Annotated in this window: 15 protein-coding genes and 1 pseudogene; 6 read left to right on the top strand and 10 right to left on the bottom strand. The window is 62.7% G+C overall.

All coding sequences use genetic code 11. The features are described 5' to 3' along the window. Positions 1 to 88: 88 nt before the first annotated feature. Positions 89 to 1,273, top strand: a complete 1,185-nt coding sequence (locus FFM53_RS35490; protein WP_173883720.1) for an MFS transporter — start codon at positions 89 to 91, stop codon at positions 1,271 to 1,273. A 99-nt stretch (positions 1,274 to 1,372) separates the two neighbouring features. On the opposite strand, the pseudogene FFM53_RS37145 reads toward FFM53_RS35490, so the two are convergent. Then, positions 1,373 to 1,540, bottom strand: a pseudogene (locus FFM53_RS37145) (sugar ABC transporter ATP-binding protein); the annotation flags it as partial. 197 nt (positions 1,541 to 1,737) lie between these two features. On the opposite strand from FFM53_RS37145, the gene FFM53_RS35485 reads away from it, so the two are divergent. Then, positions 1,738 to 1,914 carry a hypothetical protein gene (locus tag FFM53_RS35485; protein WP_018071841.1) on the top strand — a complete coding sequence of 59 codons (177 nt, stop codon included), beginning with the start codon at positions 1,738 to 1,740 and terminating at the stop codon, positions 1,912 to 1,914. Between the two features lie 35 nt (positions 1,915 to 1,949). After that, entirely contained in the window at positions 1,950 to 3,002 is a 1,053-nt protein-coding gene (gene rsgA, locus FFM53_RS35480) for a ribosome small subunit-dependent GTPase A (protein WP_173883719.1), read from the top strand. 87 nt (positions 3,003 to 3,089) lie between these two features. Here the strand turns inward: rsgA and FFM53_RS35475 are convergent, their stop codons facing one another. The 9 genes from FFM53_RS35475 to FFM53_RS35435 all read right to left on the bottom strand — a co-directional run bounded on the left by FFM53_RS35475 (position 3,090) and on the right by FFM53_RS35435 (position 12,034). After that, positions 3,090 to 3,338, bottom strand: a complete 249-nt coding sequence (locus tag FFM53_RS35475) for a hypothetical protein (protein ID WP_173883718.1) — start codon at positions 3,336 to 3,338, stop codon at positions 3,090 to 3,092. A gap of 370 nt (positions 3,339 to 3,708) precedes the next feature. After that, positions 3,709 to 3,924 (bottom strand): hypothetical protein, encoded by a 216-nt coding sequence (locus FFM53_RS35470; protein ID WP_138390289.1) that lies wholly within the window; start codon positions 3,922 to 3,924, stop codon positions 3,709 to 3,711. Between the two features lie 46 nt (positions 3,925 to 3,970). Continuing rightward, the gene (lpdA, locus tag FFM53_RS35465; RefSeq protein WP_138390287.1) at positions 3,971 to 5,368 is read right to left on the bottom strand and encodes a dihydrolipoyl dehydrogenase; all 1,398 of its coding nucleotides are present in this window, start codon (positions 5,366 to 5,368) and stop codon (positions 3,971 to 3,973) included. Positions 5,369 to 5,373: 5 nt separating this feature from the next. Then, positions 5,374 to 6,600 carry a dihydrolipoamide acetyltransferase family protein gene (locus FFM53_RS35460; protein WP_138390285.1) on the bottom strand — a complete coding sequence of 409 codons (1,227 nt, stop codon included), beginning with the start codon at positions 6,598 to 6,600 and terminating at the stop codon, positions 5,374 to 5,376. Between the two features lie 3 nt (positions 6,601 to 6,603). Next, positions 6,604 to 7,617, bottom strand: coding sequence for an alpha-ketoacid dehydrogenase subunit beta (locus FFM53_RS35455; RefSeq protein WP_017958371.1), 1,014 nt, complete (start codon positions 7,615 to 7,617; stop codon positions 6,604 to 6,606). 1 nt (position 7,618) lies between these two features. Further along, positions 7,619 to 8,851, bottom strand: coding sequence for a thiamine pyrophosphate-dependent enzyme (locus tag FFM53_RS35450; protein WP_138390283.1), 1,233 nt, complete (start codon positions 8,849 to 8,851; stop codon positions 7,619 to 7,621). A gap of 63 nt (positions 8,852 to 8,914) precedes the next feature. Then, on the bottom strand, positions 8,915 to 10,042 hold the full coding sequence (locus FFM53_RS35445; RefSeq protein WP_138334632.1) for an acyl-CoA dehydrogenase family protein: 1,128 nt from the start codon (positions 10,040 to 10,042) through the stop codon (positions 8,915 to 8,917). 13 nt (positions 10,043 to 10,055) lie between these two features. Beyond that, complete coding sequence (locus FFM53_RS35440) at positions 10,056 to 11,243, bottom strand: acetyl-CoA C-acyltransferase (RefSeq protein WP_138334631.1); 1,188 nt, start codon at positions 11,241 to 11,243, stop codon at positions 10,056 to 10,058. Positions 11,244 to 11,266: 23 nt separating this feature from the next. After that, positions 11,267 to 12,034, bottom strand: a complete 768-nt coding sequence (locus tag FFM53_RS35435) for a 3-hydroxyacyl-CoA dehydrogenase (protein ID WP_138334630.1) — start codon at positions 12,032 to 12,034, stop codon at positions 11,267 to 11,269. An 83-nt stretch (positions 12,035 to 12,117) separates the two neighbouring features. Between FFM53_RS35435 and FFM53_RS35430 the strand changes: the two genes are divergently transcribed. Genes FFM53_RS35430 through FFM53_RS35420 form a run of 3 tightly spaced genes read left to right on the top strand, consistent with a single transcriptional unit; the run spans position 12,118 to position 15,999 of the window. Continuing rightward, entirely contained in the window at positions 12,118 to 13,203 is a 1,086-nt protein-coding gene (locus tag FFM53_RS35430; RefSeq protein ID WP_138390281.1) for an AraC family transcriptional regulator, read from the top strand. Positions 13,204 to 13,246: 43 nt separating this feature from the next. After that, the gene (locus FFM53_RS35425) at positions 13,247 to 14,392 is read left to right on the top strand and encodes an isovaleryl-CoA dehydrogenase (RefSeq protein ID WP_138334628.1); all 1,146 of its coding nucleotides are present in this window, start codon (positions 13,247 to 13,249) and stop codon (positions 14,390 to 14,392) included. Further along, positions 14,389 to 15,999 carry a carboxyl transferase domain-containing protein gene (locus FFM53_RS35420; protein WP_138334627.1) on the top strand — a complete coding sequence of 537 codons (1,611 nt, stop codon included), beginning with the start codon at positions 14,389 to 14,391 and terminating at the stop codon, positions 15,997 to 15,999. Before FFM53_RS35425 ends, FFM53_RS35420 begins: the two co-directional genes overlap by 4 nt.

Genomic DNA, 15,999 nt, shown 5'->3' with positions numbered 1-15,999 from the left:
AAGTTTCGATCTTGGGCCCTGTGAGATAGACATCACAGGTCCATACGCGCGTGCTCTGCTTCGACGCGTCAATCCCCGGAGTTGCATCATGAAAATCGCGCCGCAGCAGCGGATCTATGCCTGCTTCTTTCTCTTCGCTGTGTCGCTGGGGGCGCTGCTGTCGAGGATGCCGGATTTGCAGGTTGCGCTTGGCGTCAATAAGTCCGAGCTTGGGTTAACGCTGATAGGGGCTGCGATCGGCGCCTTGATTTCGTTGACTTTATCTTCGCCCTTGATCGCCCGGCTCGGCGCGCGTACGACGGCATTCATTACTGTTCTCGGCACGTCTGCGCTGCTGTCGCTGGTGCCGTGGATCGGTGCGGCGCCGGTCGTGTTCTGTGTGCTCTTCGTTGAGGGGCTGCTCGCCGGGGCGCTGGAGATCAATCTCAATGTTGAGATCGACCGCATCGAAGCGCAGCTAGGACGCGGCGTGATGAACAGGGCGCATGGTTTCTGGAGCCTCGGCTTCTTCGTCACGGCGCTTGTCTCATCGGTCGTCCGCCAAGCGGGCATTTCGATGGAACTCCATCTCGCCGCCACCTTTGTCACGGTTCTTGTCATCGGCATCTGGGCGATTTCCGGCATGCGGAATGCGCCGGCGCGGATCGCGTTGCATGAAGGCAAGGCACCGCTGGTAGCGCTTCCCACCTGGGGCCTAATGCCGCTCTGCGTGATCGGCATCGCGGCCTTTCTCGTCGAAGGTGCCGGGATCGACTGGTCGGCGATCTATATGCGCGATGTGTTTTCGGTCGAGCCCTTCATTGGCGGATTGGGATTGACGCTCTTTACCTTCTGCATGGCGCTGGCGCGCCTGTTCGTCGATCCGCTGGTCGATCGGTTTGGCGCGCGGGCCGTCGCCACGATGTTGCTTGTTCTTTCGGCGATCGGCATCTGCGCCGTGTCGGGGGCGCCGCATCCCTATGTCGCGCTGGCGGGCTTTGCCTTGATGGGCGCCGGCTGCAGCGCGGTCTATCCTCTCGCCGTTTCGGCGGCGGCCCAACGCACAGATCGCGCGGCGTATCTCAACGTCGCCGCCCTCGGCCAGATGAGCTTTGTCGTCTTCTTCCTGGCGCCGCCGCTGCTCGGTTTCATTGCCGAACATGCTGGCATCCGGACATCCTATCTCGTCTGTCTTCCGCTGATCATTTACGCGCTCTTCTCGGCCAAGGCGCTTGCTACGCTCCGGGCTGCCGGCGGCGGTAGCGCTGCGACTGCTCGGAGCGTCAACGGGTAACGGATTGTGCTGCCGGTTTTTGGCCGCGCGATTGGTTCGGCGAAACCCCGAACGAGCACGTATTAACGGCCTGCTCGGTGCTCTCCCTAAGCAATACGGCTGGCACTGCAGGTCGAAATAGATCGCCTTGCGAGATTGAAGGTCAGTCGCGCGTCTGGTCGAGGGAAATGCGGGCGCAGGCGCGAGGCCACTTGCTTGCCGCCGAGTTTGTTGACGGCAAAGCTATGAGCCGGCGGGCTCGACCACGTCGGTCAGGCAATCGCCCTCACCATTGTGCCCCATTGATCACCTATAAACCAGCCTGGCGGTGACTCTTCGCCGAATTTGCAGACGAACGGGGGTCTTGAACGGGATCGAACCGGCGTTGGCTAATCGTGAAGCACCTGATAGGTCATAGACCGCTGTGTATGAGGTCTTGGCACCATGTTCAGAGACAACCCTCGAACCGCACTGGAGAGCTTTTGATGGGCTGGAAAACACCGAAGATCGAATACGTGAATGGTTATAAGATCGTTGAAGTTGAGGGGCCTAGCTTCAAAGTCTACGATGGCGACCGTCAGCTCGGGGACGATTTCCCCTACCCCGGAGAAGCTGCTGCTTACGCAACCTCGTTGCCAAAACGGGATCATCCACGCAGCTAGGCGAAACGCCGCGGAAGATCATTCAAAAACCCCTTATGGCAGCCTTACTGAAAGTGGAACAAGATTTGACCAGCTCCCAACTTTCTTCACCGCTGGAACTGCTTGGGTGGTCTGAATTCTTCGCGGACCAGGTCCAGCCCAGCGAAGCGGGCTTGATCCCCAGACGCATCGCTTCAGTTCACCGGGCACGCATCGAGGCAATCGATGTCACCGGGCCGGTCGGACTGGAATTTCCAGCCAATACCAGTACTGGTGACTACGCGGTGGGCGACTGGGTTCTTGCCGATCCACTGACTGACATGCTTATCAGACGTCTCGACCGAAAAAGCGTCTTTCAACGACGCCCGGAAGGCGGACGTGGCCAGCAACTTGTTGCCGCCAACGTCGACACCCTGTTGATCGTGACCTCGTGCAATGCCGATTTTAATCTTGCTCGGCTGGAACGTTACCTGATCATGGCCAACCAGGCCGGGAGCAATCCGGTGATTGTGCTGACGAAGGCCGACACCGCGGAAGATGCCGGCATGTTCCAGGCGCAAGCCGAGGCTTTGCAGCGTGACCTGCCTGTCGTTGCCTTGAATGGGCGCTCCGCGGACGCCGTTTCCCTGTTGAGGCCCTGGTGCGGCGTTGGCCAAACGGTTGCGTTGGTGGGGTCTTCTGGTGTCGGAAAATCAACACTGGTGAACACCATGACTGGGCCAGAATCTGACATAAAGCAAAAGACCGGCACCATCCGCGAATATGACGCGCAGGGCCGACACACAACCACGGCGCGATCCCTGCATGCAATTTCAGGCGGTGGCTGGGTCATCGATACGCCGGGAATAAGAACGCTTTACGTGAGTGATGTTGCCGACGGTATAGACACCCTCTTTGCTGAAATAACTGAACTGGCGCCGCTTTGCCGCTTTCGCGATTGCACCCATGCCCATGAACCGGGATGCGCGGTTCAGGCAGCCGTCGCAAGCGGCGCCCTGCTCGCCGGTCGCCTGGAACGCTGGCGGAACCTGCTTGCAGAAAACCGCGACCGAACACCGGTCGTGAGCGGACCCCGCGGCAACAAGATCGTTCGCAAGAAGAAATATTGAAAGTGTTGAACGTTTGCGACGGTGCTGATCGGCGTCAGCCACAACCCGCCACCTGAATTGGCTGGCCTGTGGTGACAGCGTCAGCGCTCAATGAGTGGGATTGCGGTCAAGAAGAAGACCCTGCAAGCGGTCGCTCCCGCTTGTGAGGGATATGTCTTTGAACAACCGCGATATGAGGCGCGGTCGCAATCCTTGCCTCTCATCGATGAGGAGGAATGACATCCTCTTTATCTCGATCGTGATCACGCCTGCATTGTCATGGCGACGATAATTCCCGGAATCCATCGCATGGAATCCATTTTCCACCGCCCAGGCGGCTATCATATCCGCGTTCATCAAGGTCCTGCTTTAGGAGATGCGGACGTGCTGTCTCTAGCTGTCCCGCTCGCGCAAATCGCTTCGCAGTCCTACGGATACCGCAACTGAATCGCTCTAATCCAGCCAAATCCGTCCAAGATCACAGTTCCCGCTTAGGTGTTGCGAGAAAGACTCGAAGCGATCGTTGTCAATCGCTCGACTCAGCCGAGGCCGGGCCGCCCGTTTAGCGCTCTTGATGGGATAAGAACTCTTGGCCCACCCAGTAAATTGAGAGGTGAAACGAGCCAATTTCTCATGATGGTTATCAAGACGCAGATTCCCAGAAGCCTGCTTCCTGAAACCGCTATGATCTGTCACGAAGCTCGCTCCCGTGCATTCCCCACATCTGCTATTTCAGCGGCCATGCCGACATCCCGAGGTCGATGACGCGCCGCAGCACGAGGCCGCTCGCGCCTGCCTGTGGCAGGTTCATTGCAGCCTGCAAAACGCCGAGAAAATGCCAAGCCAAGCCATCGATATCCGCCGCTGATGGCAACTCGCCATTGCCACACAGACTTCCTTGCTGCGCCGGCAAGGAAGCCGGAAAGAGACGCGCTGCAATCATCCCGGAGCGCCTCACCTTTCGGATGGCCACGGTCTCAGGCTTCGGCTCAGATATGCAGGGCGCTTCCCAGAGCTTTCAGCGCCGCCTCCATCACCGCTTCGCTGCGGGTCGGATGCGCATGGATGGTGCCGGCGATGTCTTCCAGGCGCGCACCCATCTCGATGGCCAAAGCAAAAGCCGCCGAGAGCTCGGAGACCCCGGCTCCCACCGCCTGCAGGCCGAGCACGAGATTGGTATCGGCGCGGGCCACGACGCGCACGAAGCCTTCTTCGGACAGCATCGTCATTGCCCGTCCGTTGGCGCTGAACGGAAACTGGCCGGTGCGGATTTCATAGCCTTGCGCCTTCGCCTCGGCCGGCGACAGGCCGGCGCTAACGATCTCCGGATCGGTGAAGCAGATGGCGGGAATGCATCGTTTGTCCCAGGCCCGCTTCTTTCCGGCGATGATTTCCGCCACCATCTCCCCTTGCGCCATGGCCCGATGGGCAAGCATCGGCTCGCCGGTCACATCGCCGATCGCATAGATGCCGCGCATCGACGTGCGGCAACGGTCGTCGATCCTCAGATAAGGGCCGGCACGATCGAGATCGAGCTCTTCGAGACCGGATCCTGCGGTTCTTGGGCGGCGGCCGACGGTGACGAGGATGCGGTCCGCCGGCAGGGTCTCTCGCCGGCCATCAGCCGTTTCGACGATCAATGCCTCCCCATTATCGTCAAGGCCGATCGCCTTCGCACCCGTCAACACCCGGATACCGCCTTCAGTCAGCTTGCGCATGACGGGGCGTACCAGCTCGGCATCATATTGCGGCAGCACCTGCGGCGTCGCCTCGACGATCGTCACATCAGACCCCATCTTGGCAAAGGCGGTCCCGAGCTCCAGCCCGATATAACCGCCACCGACCACGACGAGGTTTTTCGGCAGCTCCGTCAGCGACAGTACCTCTGTCGAGGACATGACGCGGCGGCCGAAAGGCAGGTTCGTAAGCTCCACCGGATCCGAACCGGTGGCGATGACCACGGTCTCGGCGCGGATGATCTGCTGGCCGGTTTCCGTCTCCACCTCCACCGTCTTGCCGTCGCGGAAATGGCCTCGGCCGTGGACGATCTTGACGCTCGCCTTCTGCAGCAGCCCCGAAACACCACTGGTCAAGCGGCCGACGATCCCGTCCTTCCAGGCAATTGTTCTGATGAGATCGATCGAGGCGCCTTCGACGCGGATGCCCATCGGGTTCTTGCCGGCAAGCATCTTTTGCGTCGCGTCGAATTCCTCAGCCGCATGGATCAACGCCTTGGAGGGAATGCAGCCGACCGTCAGGCAGGTGCCGCCCGGCTTGCCGGCCTCGACGATAACAGTATCGATGCCGAGCTGTCCGGCGCGAATGGCACAGACATAACCGCCCGGACCGGCGCCGATGACGAGGAGCTTGCAGACGATCTCTTTCATGGATCTCAGCCTTCGATAAAAATGAGCGCCGGCGTTTCGAGCAGCGCGCGGATGCGCTGCACGAAGTTTGCCACATCCCAGCCGTCGATGATGCGATGGTCGAAGCTGGAGGAGAGGTTCATCATCTTGCGCGGCACGAACTGCGCGCCGTCCCAGACCGGTCGCGTGGCGATCTTGTTGACGCCGATGATCGCCACTTCGGGATGATTGATGATGGGTGTCGAGACGATGCCGCCGAGCGCGCCGAGCGAGCTGATGGTGATAGTGGAGCCGGACAGCTCATCGCGTGTCGCAGTACCCGAGCGCGCCGCTTCCGCCAGCCGGTTCATCTCGGCGGCGCAATCCCAGATACCGCGGGCTTCGGCATGTCGCACCACCGGCACGGTCAGACCGGCCGGCGTCTGCGTGGCGATGCCGATATGCACAGCACTGTAGCGCGTGATGATGCCGGCATCGTCGTCGAAAGTGGCGTTGACGTCAGGCTGCTCGGAAATGGCCCTGACCAGCGCCCGCATCAGGAAGGGCAGAACCGTCAGCTTCGGATGATCAGGCCTGCGATCGCCATTCATCGTGGCGCGCAACTCCTCGAGCGCGGACATATCAACTTCCTCCACATAGGTGATGTGGGGAATACGCGAGGCGGAAAGCACCATCTTCTCGGCAATGCGGCGCCGCAGGCCGGTCAGCTTGATCTCCTCGGTCGCCGTCTTCCTGGCAAAGCCGTTCTTTGCCGTTGCAGGCGCGGCCCCATGGCCTAGGAATTGCTCGATATCCTCGCGCAGGATGCGCCCGGCCGGTCCGGTCGCCTGCACCTGCCTGAGATCGACACCGCTTTCCCTGGCGAAGAGCCGCACCGAGGGAGCGGCAAGCGGCTTTTCCGCCGGCACTGGCGCCATAGGCGCTGGCGGAGCAGGTTTTGCAATTTCGGCCTTGGGCGTTTCGGCAATCGGCGTCTGCGAAATCCCAACGGACTGAGGCTCGCCGACATCTCCCGCCGTCTCGATCCGTACCAGCGGGGCCTTGACCGCGATGCGGTCTCCGACCTCGCCGGCAAGCCAGGTGACGGTGCCACTGACGGGAGACGGAATTTCCACGGTGGCCTTGTCGGTCATGACGGCGGCGATCACCATGTCCTCGCGGACGGGATCTCCCGTCTTCACGTGCCATTCTACGATCTCGGCCTCGGCGACCCCTTCCCCGACATCGGGCATCTTGATGATGAATTCGCCCATGGCTCAGGCCTCCATGACTTCGGCAAGCGCCCGCCCGACACGGCCGGGACCGGGGAAATAGTCCCACTCCTGCGCATGCGGATAGGGCGTGTCCCAGCCCGCGACACGCACGACCGGCGCTTCGAGATGATAGAAGCAATGCTCCTGCACCAGCGCCGCGACTTCGGCGCCGAAGCCGGATGTCAGGGTTGCCTCATGCACGACGACGCAGCGTCCCGTCTTCGAGACCGATTTGACGATCGTATCGAGATCGAGCGGCAGCAGGCTTCTGAGATCAATCACCTCGGCATCGATGCCGGCATCCTCGGCCGCGGCAAGCGCCACATGCACCATGGTGCCGTAGGCAACGACCGTCACCGCCGATCCTGCGCGCCGCACTTCGGCCTTGCCGATCGGGATGGTGTAGTGGCCATCGGGCACCTCGCCGAGATCATGCTTGGACCAGGGCGTCACCGGCCGCTCGTGGTGGCCGTCGAAGGGACCGTTATAGAGCCGCTTCGGCTCCAGGAACATGACGGGATCAGGATCCTCGATCGCCGCGATCAGCAGGCCCTTGGCGTCATAGGGATTGGAAGGAACGATCACTTTCAGGCCGCAGACATGGGTAAAAAGCGCCTCTGGACTCTGGCTGTGCGTCTGGCCGCCGAAGATGCCGCCACCTGTGGGCATGCGCACGACGATCGGGCAGGTGAAATCGCCGTTGGAACGGTAGCGGATGCGCGCCGCCTCCTGCGTCAGCTGATCATAGGCCGGGTACATGTAGTCGGCGAACTGGATTTCGACACAGGGCTTCAGCCCATAGGCGGCCATGCCGATCGCCGTGCCGACGATGCCGGATTCGCTGATCGGCGTATCGAAGCAGCGCGTTCTGCCGTATTTTGCCTGCAGACCCTGCGTCGAGCGGAAGACGCCGCCGAAATAACCGACGTCCTCGCCGAAAACCACGACATTGTCGTCGCGTGCCATCGACACGTCCATGGCGCTGCGCACGGCCTCGATCATCGTCATCCTGGCCATGTCAGTACCCCGCCTTCTGCCGCTGGCGGCGGATATGCGGCGGCATCTCGGCATAGACGCCCTCGAAAATGTCGCGCACCGAAGGCCTGCCGCCGGCATGCAGCGTGCCATGCGCCTCTGCCTGGCGCTGCGCCTCGATCACCTCGTCCATGATTTCGGCTTCGGCCTGCACATGCCGCTCCTCCGACCAAGCGCCCTTGACGATCAGATGTTTCTTCAGCCGTAGCACGGGGTCGCCGAGCGGCCACGCCTCCGATTCCGTCTTGGGCCGATAGGCGCTCGGATCGTCGGAGGTCGAATGGGCGCCGACGCGATAGGTCACATATTCGATCAGCGTCGGGCCGAGATTGCGCCGCGCGCGCTCGGCCGCCCAGCGGGCGACGGCATGGACGGCGAGATAGTCGTTTCCGTCGACACGCAGCGCCGGAATGCCGAAGCCAAGGCCCCGCGCCGCGAAAGTGCCGGAGCCGCCGCGGGCGATGCCCTGAAAAGTGGAGATCGCCCACTGATTGTTGACGATGTTGAGAATAACCGGCGCCTTGTAGGTCGAGGCGAAAACGAGCGCCGAGTGGAAATCCGATTCCGCCGTCGATCCGTCGCCGATCCAGGCCGCGGCAATGCGGCTGTCGTTCTTGATCGCCGAAGCCATCGCCCAGCCGACGGCCTGCACATATTGGGTGGCGAGATTACCCGAGATGGTGAAGAAGCCGTGTTCCTTGGAGGAATACATGATCGGCAATTGCCGGCCGCGCAGGGGATCGCTCTCGTTCGAGTAGATCTGGTTCATCATCTCGACCATCGGATAGTCGTCGGCAATCAGCAGCCCTGCCTGGCGATAGGTCGGGAAATTCATGTCTCCCTTCTCGAGCGCCTTGCGAAAGGCGCAGCTGACGGCTTCTTCACCGAGATGCTGCATGTAGAAGGAGGTCTTGCCCTGCCGCTGCGCCATCAGCATGCGGGCGTCGAAGGCGCGCAGCTTCATCATGTCGCGAAGCCCGGTCAGCAACGCCTCATCGGAGAGCGACCCTGCCCAGGGGCCGACCGCCTCGCCGTCGCGGTTCAAAACACGGATGATCGAATAGGCGAGATCGCGGATGTCTTCCGACGCGACATCCACCTCCGGCCGCGGCACCGAGCCGGCCTTGGCAATCTTGACATTGGAAAAATCAGGCTGGCCGCCCGGGCGGACGGCGGGTTCGGGGACGTGCAGGCTCAAACGAGCGGAATCCACCATGTTTTTTCTTTCCTCCCTGTGCCAGCCGTGCTCCCCTCCCGGAAGCAGGGCCGGATGTGGCGATTAGAGATTGCGGGCGATCACCATGCGCTGCACGTCGCTCGTTCCCTCATAGATCTGGCAGATGCGCACATCGCGGTAGATGCGCTCGACCGGATAATCGGCCATGTAGCCATAACCCCCATGGATCTGGATCGCGTCTGAGCAGACACGCTCGGCCATCTCGGAGGCAAAGAGCTTCGCCATCGAGGCTTCCGACAGGCAGGGAAGCTCCGCCTCCCTGAGGGAAGCCGCGTGAAAGACGAGCTGCCGCGCCGCCTCGATCCGCACCGCCATATCGGCAAGGCGGAAGGCAACGGCCTGATGTTCGAAAATCGGCTTGCCGAAGGCCGTGCGCTCCCTGGCGTAGTCACGCGCCGCCTCGAAGGCCGCCCGCGCCATGCCGACCGCCTGCGCTGCAATGCCGATCCGTCCGCCCTCAAGATTGGCGAGCGCGATACGGTAGCCTTCGCCTTCCGCACCCAGCCTCAAATCCGCGGGAATGCGCATGTTGTTGAAGGCGATCTGGCAGGTATCGGTGGAATGCAGTCCGAGCTTTTCCTCGACGCGGATCACCTCGTAGCCCGGCGTATTCGTCGGCACGATGAAGGCGGTGATGCCCTTCTTGCCGGCGTCGGGATCGGTGACGGCGAAGACGATGATGACATTACCGTTCTTTCCCGAGGTGATGAACTGTTTGGCGCCGTCGAGCACGTAGTGGTCACTGTTACGCCGCGCCCGGGTCTTCAGGTTCGAGGCATCGGAACCGGCCTGCGGCTCGGTCAGCGCAAAGCCGCCAATCCATTCGCCGCTGGCAAGTTTCGGCAGGAAGCGCTGCCGCTGCTCCTCGGTACCGAATTTCAGGATCGGCGCACAGCCGACGGAACTATGCACGCTCATGATCGTCGAACACGGTCCGTCGCCCGCGGCAATTTCCTCCAGTGCGGCGGCATAGGCGACCACACCGGTATCCGAGCCGCCATAGGTTTCCGGCACCAGCATGCCGAGCAGCCCAAGTTCGCCCATCTCCTTCAGTTCCTCGCGTGGGAAGAGATGCTCCCGGTCGCGTTTGGCCGCCCCCGGTGCCAGCCGGTCGCGGGCAAAGTCGCGGGCGAGATCTGAGATTTGCTGCTGGAGGTCGGAAAGGATCATCTGTTCTCTCCTCCTATTGCCGTTCGATGGCGACGGCGGTCGCTTCGCCGCCGCCGATGCAGAGCGCCGCCATGCCGCGCTTCAGGTCGTATCGTTCCAGTGCGGCAAGCAGCGTCACCAGGATGCGAGCCCCCGAAGCGCCGATCGGATGGCCGAGCGCGCAGGCGCCACCATGCACATTGACCTTTTCATGCGGCAGATTGAGATCGCGCATCGCCGCCATGGCGACGACAGCGAAAGCCTCATTGATTTCGAAAAAATCAATCTCAGAAAGCGGCAGACCGGTGCGATCGGATAGTTTCTGCAGCGCGCCGATCGGTGCGGTGGCGAAAAGATTGGGCGCCTGCGAATGCGTGGCATGGCCAAGGATGGTGGCAAGCGGCTTGAGGCCGCGATGCTCCGCCTCGGAGCGGCGCATCAGCACCAGGGCTGCCGCGCCATCGGAAATCGAGCTGGAATTGGCAGCCGTCACCGTGCCGCCGTCACGGAAGGCGGGCCTCAGCGTCGGGATTTTGTCGAGCTTCGCCTTGCCGGGCTGTTCGTCCCGGCTCGCCACCTGCTCGGCTTTGCCTGATTTTACCGTGACCGGCACGATCTCGCTTTCGAAACAGCCTTCGGCAATCGCCTTCTGCGCCCGCGTCAGCGAGGCAATGGCGTAATTATCCTGCGCCTCGCGTGTGAACTGATAGGCCTCGGCGCAATCCTCCGCGAAGCTGCCCATCAAGCGCCCCTTGTCATAAGCATCCTCCAGCCCGTCGAGGAACATGTGATCCACGACACGCCCATGGCCAAGCCTGTAGCCGCCGCGGGCCTTGTCAAGGAGATAGGGCGCATTCGTCATGCTTTCCATGCCACCTGCAATCGCCACAGAAGCGCTGCCGGCGGCGATCAGGTCATGCGCCATCATGACGGCCTTCATGCCTGAGCCGCACATCTTGTTGACGGTGCTTGCCGCGGTGGCGAAGGGCAGACCGGCATGGATCGCCGCCTGGCGCGCCGGCGCCTGCCCCTGCCCCGCCGGCAGCACGCAGCCGAAGACGACCTCTTCGATCACCTCGGCCTCGACGCCACTGCGCTGCAGTGCCGCGCGGATCGCCGTTGCTCCGAGCTCCGGCGCTGTCGCCTCCTTCAGTTCTCCCTGAAAGCTGCCGATCGGGGTGCGCGCTGCACCCACGATGACGATGGGATCCTGCAAAACCATCTTTCCTCCTTCGGGCGAAGCGCTCAGCGCGCGCCCATCCGCAATGCGCCGTCGAGGCGGATGACCTCGCCGTTCAGCATGTTGTTTTCCAAGATATGGCGTACCAGCCCGGCAAATTCCGCCGGCCGACCGAGCCGCGGTGGAAAGGGCACGCTCTTGCCGAGTGCTGCCTGAACCTCGGCCGGCATATCAGCCATCATCGGCGTCTCGAAAATACCGGGTGCGATCGCGACGACGCGAATGCCGTGGCGTGCAAGCTCGCGGGCGATCGGCAAGGTCATTGCCGCCACCCCACCCTTGGAAGCGGCATAGGCCGCCTGGCCGATCTGGCCGTCAAAGGCGGCAACCGAGGCCGTATTGACGATCACGCCGCGTTCACCTTCCGCATCCGGCTCGGTCTTCTGGATTGCCGCGGCGGCAAGCCGGATCATGTTGAATGTGCCGATGAGATTGATGCTCACCGTACGGGCAAAACTCTCCAGCCGGTGCGGCCCGTCGCGGCCGATCACCTTTTCGGCCGGCGCCACGCCCGCGCAATTCACCAATCCGCGCAAGCCGCCGAAGGCTTCGACGGCAGCGGCAACCACTGCTGTTCCCTGCTCCTCATCGGCCACGTCGGCCTTGACGAACTGCACATCGCTCCCGAACTCCCGGGCGATATGTTCGCCCGCTTCGGCATTGAGATCGGCGATCGTCACGCGCCCGCCTGCCTCGACAAGCGCGCGCACCGTTGCAGCACCGAGGCCGGAGCCGCCGCCGGTTACGATGAAGCTTGCTCCATGGACCAACATGAACCTGTTCCTCCCTGCCGGCCGCGACCTCCTCCAAGCGCAACCGACGGGTACGATTCTATTCCCTCCACCTATTGCAAGCGATGACAGAACTGCTCCATTATTTCGGACAGTTTTGCCACAAAGAGGGCGCGATGGCGGAAATCGAGCGACGCATGATTGCACCGGCCTTTGTCGAGGAGGCCCTCGACAGCCTGCGGCGGCTGGATAAGCCGACAGAGCCTATTCTTGCGCGTGTGGGACTGCCGCCGCTGGTCGATCAACCGGTGTCGGCCGAGACCTATGGCGCGCTCTGGCTGGTAATCGCCGCCGAACTCGACGACGAATTCTTCGGCATGGGCGGCCGACCGATGCGCGGCGGCAGCTTCACGCTGCTCTGCCACTCTGTGCTGCATGCGCCGACGCTGGGTCACGCCCTGCGCCGGGCGCTGCGCTTCCTTGATGTCGTGCTCGACGATCCCAGAGGACGGCTCGTCATCCGCGACGGTCTGGCAGAGGTCGAGCTCACGGATGCCAACGGCCCGCGTTCAGCCTTCGCCTATCGCACCTATTGGATCATCCTGCACGGCATCACCTGCTGGCTGGTCGGCCGGCGCATTCCGATCCGGCTCGTCGATTTCCGCTGCGCGGAGCCCAAACAAGGCGCCGACTATCGGCTCTTCTTCGGCGCGCCAGTGCGTTTCTCGCAAACCATCAGCCGGCTCGGCTTCGACAGCGCCCTGCTCGACCTGCCGGTGGCACGTAGCGAACAGGCGCTCAAACAGTTCCTGCGCGGCGCGCCCGCCAATATTCTGTTGCGCTATCGCTATGATGCCGGTATCGCCGCCGCCGTCCGCCGGCGCCTGAATCTGGCCACGCCGGCTGCCTGGTCGCGCTTTACCGAGCTTGCAGCCGATATGCGAATGCCGCCCTCCACGCTCCGCCACCGCCTGCACGACGAGGGACAAAGCTATGCCGCCATCAAGGACGATATTCGCCGCGACCTCGCCGTCGATCTGCTGCTGAACACATCGATGACCATCGGTGAGATTGCCGTGCAGCTCGGCTATTCCGAGCCGAGCGCCTTCTTCCGGGCCTTCCGGAAATGGATGGATAAGAGTCCCGAAGCCTTTCGCCGGGAGGAAGCTCTCTCGCAATTGAATGAGCCATCACAATCAAGGGCACTTTGACCCCGCCGCAACCCGCGCTACATATTTCAGCGGGAGGAGTGCCATGTTTGATTTTTCGCTCGGCGAAACCGCGGACGCGATCCGTGAAACGACGGCGCGGTTTGCCGCCGATCATATTGCTCCGCTGGCTGCGGAGATCGACGAAAGCAACACGTTTCCACGCCAGCTCTGGCCTGAGATGGGCGCGCTCGGCCTGCATGGGATCACCGTCGAGGAAGAATTCGGCGGCGCCGGTCTCGGTTATCTCGATCATGTCGTCGCCATGGAGGAAGTTTCGCGCGCCTCGGCCTCCGTGGGGCTCAGTTACGGCGCCCATTCCAATCTCTGCGTCAACCAGATCCGCCGCTGGGCCTCGCCGGAACAAAAGCGCCGCTATCTGCCGAAGCTGATCTCAGGCGAACATGTCGGCTCGCTCGCCATGTCGGAGGTCGGCGCCGGTTCCGATGTCGTCTCCATGCGGTTGCGTGCCGAGAAAAAGGGCGACCGCTATATTCTGAACGGCACCAAGTTCTGGATCACCAACGCGCCGCATGCCGATGTGCTTGTTGTCTATGCCAAGACCGATCCCGCAGCCGGCCCGAAAGGCATTTCCGCCTTGATCATCGAAAAGGGCCTGCCCGGTTTCAGCGTCTCCAAGAAGCTCTCCAAGCTCGGCATGCGCGGCAGCGACACGGCCGAACTGGTCTTCGAGGATTGCGCGGTGCCGGCCGAGGCGCTGATGGGCCGGGAGGGAGAAGGCGTGAAGATCCTGATGTCCGGCCTCGACTACGAGCGCGCCGTGCTTGCCGCCGGACCGCTCGGCATCATGCAGGCCTGCCTCGACGTCGTGCTGCCCTATGTGCGCGATCGCAAACAGTTCGGCAAAGCGATCGGCGATTTCCAGCTGATGCAGGGCAAGATCGCCGACATGTATGTCGCGCTGAATTCGGCGCGCGCCTATGTCTATTCCGTCGCCCGCGCCTGCGATGCCGGCCGCGCGACGCGCACGGATGCAGCTGCTGCGATCCTCTTTGCCAGCGAAAATGCCGTGAAGGTCTCGCTGGAGGCGATCCAAGCGCTCGGCGGCGCCGGCTATACCAAGGAATGGCCGGTCGAACGCTTTTTGCGCGACGCCAAGCTTTACGATATCGGCGCCGGCACCAATGAGATCCGCCGTTACCTCATCGGCCGGGAGCTCATCGCATCATGACGGTGATTTCGACTGCGATCGACCGCGACAGCGACAGCTTCAAGGCCAATGCCAGCAAGAACAAGGCGCTTATCGACGAGCTCCACGACCGTTCGGCGAAAGCGCGCGAGGGTGGATCGCAAACAGCGCGCGAGCGCCATACCGGCAAGGGCAAGCTCTTGCCGCGCGATCGCATCCAGTTGCTCATCGATGCCGGCAGCCCGTTCCTGGAGATCGGCACGCTTGCGGCCAACGGCATGTATGATGACGAGGCGCCCGGCGCCGGTATCATCGCCGGCGTCGGCCGCGTTTCCGGCCGCGAGGTGATGATCGTCGCCAATGACGCGACGGTGAAGGGCGGCGCCTATTTCCCGATGACGGTGAAGAAACATCTGCGGGCGCAGGAGATCGCCATGCAGAACCGGCTGCCCTGCCTCTACCTGGTCGATAGCGGCGGCGCCAATCTTCCGCATCAGGCCGAAGTTTTTCCCGACCGCGACCATTTCGGCGCAATCTTCTACAACCAGGCCCAGATGTCGGCCGAAGGCATTCCGCAGATCGCCTGCGTCATGGGAAGCTGCACTGCAGGCGGCGCCTATGTGCCCGCCATGTCCGACGAAACGGTCATCGTGCGCAATCAGGGCACGATCTTCCTGGCCGGCCCGCCGCTGGTCAAAGCCGCGACCGGCGAGATCATCTCGGCCGAAGAGCTCGGCGGCGCCGAGACCCATGGCCGCCGCTCCGGCGTCGTCGATCATGTCGCCGAGAATGATGAACATGCACTGCTGCTCATTCGCGATATCGCAGCCACCCTCAACAGCGTGAAATCGGTCGATATCGACCTCCAGCCGCCGCGACCGCCGAAACTCGATGCCGAGGATCTCTGCGGCCTCATCCCGGCGGATGTGCGCTCGCCCTATGATGTGCGGGAGGTCATCGGCCGGATCGTCGATGGCTCGGAACTGCATGAGTTCAAGCCGCTCTACGGCACCACGCTGGTCTGCGGCTTCGCCCGCATCTGGGGCATGCCCGTCGCCGTCATCGCCAATAACGGCGTGCTGTTTTCCGAAAGCGCGCTGAAGGGCGCGCATTTCATCGAGCTTGCCTGCCAGCGCCGCGTGCCTTTGCTTTTCCTGCAAAACATCTCCGGCTTCATGGTCGGCGGCCGTTATGAGGCCGGCGGCATCGCAAAGGATGGGGCAAAGCTGGTGACGGCGGTTGCGACCGCCACCGTGCCGAAGGTCACGGTCATCATCGGCGGCAGCTTCGGCGCCGGCAATTACGGCATGTGCGGCCGCGCCTATCGCCCGCGCTTCCTCTTCACCTGGCCGAACAGCCGCATCAGTGTGATGGGCGGCGAACAGGCGGCCTCGGTGCTTGCCACCATCCGCCGAGACTCCATGGAGGCGCGCGGTGAGAATTGGCCTATTGAACAGGAGGAAGCCTTCAAGGCGCCGATCCGCGCCGGCTACGAGGCCGAGGGCAATCCCTATTATGCCACCGCCCGCCTCTGGGACGACGGCATCATCGATCCGCGCCAGACCCGGGATGTGCTGGGCCTTGCCTTCTCCGCCTGCCTGAATGCGCCGATCCCCAAAGGGCCGCACTTCGGCCTGTTCCGGATGTGA

This window comes from Rhizobium indicum (assembly GCF_005862305.2).
GTDB lineage: Bacteria > Pseudomonadota > Alphaproteobacteria > Rhizobiales > Rhizobiaceae > Rhizobium > Rhizobium indicum.
This window is presented reverse-complemented; position numbering and strand designations above follow the sequence as displayed.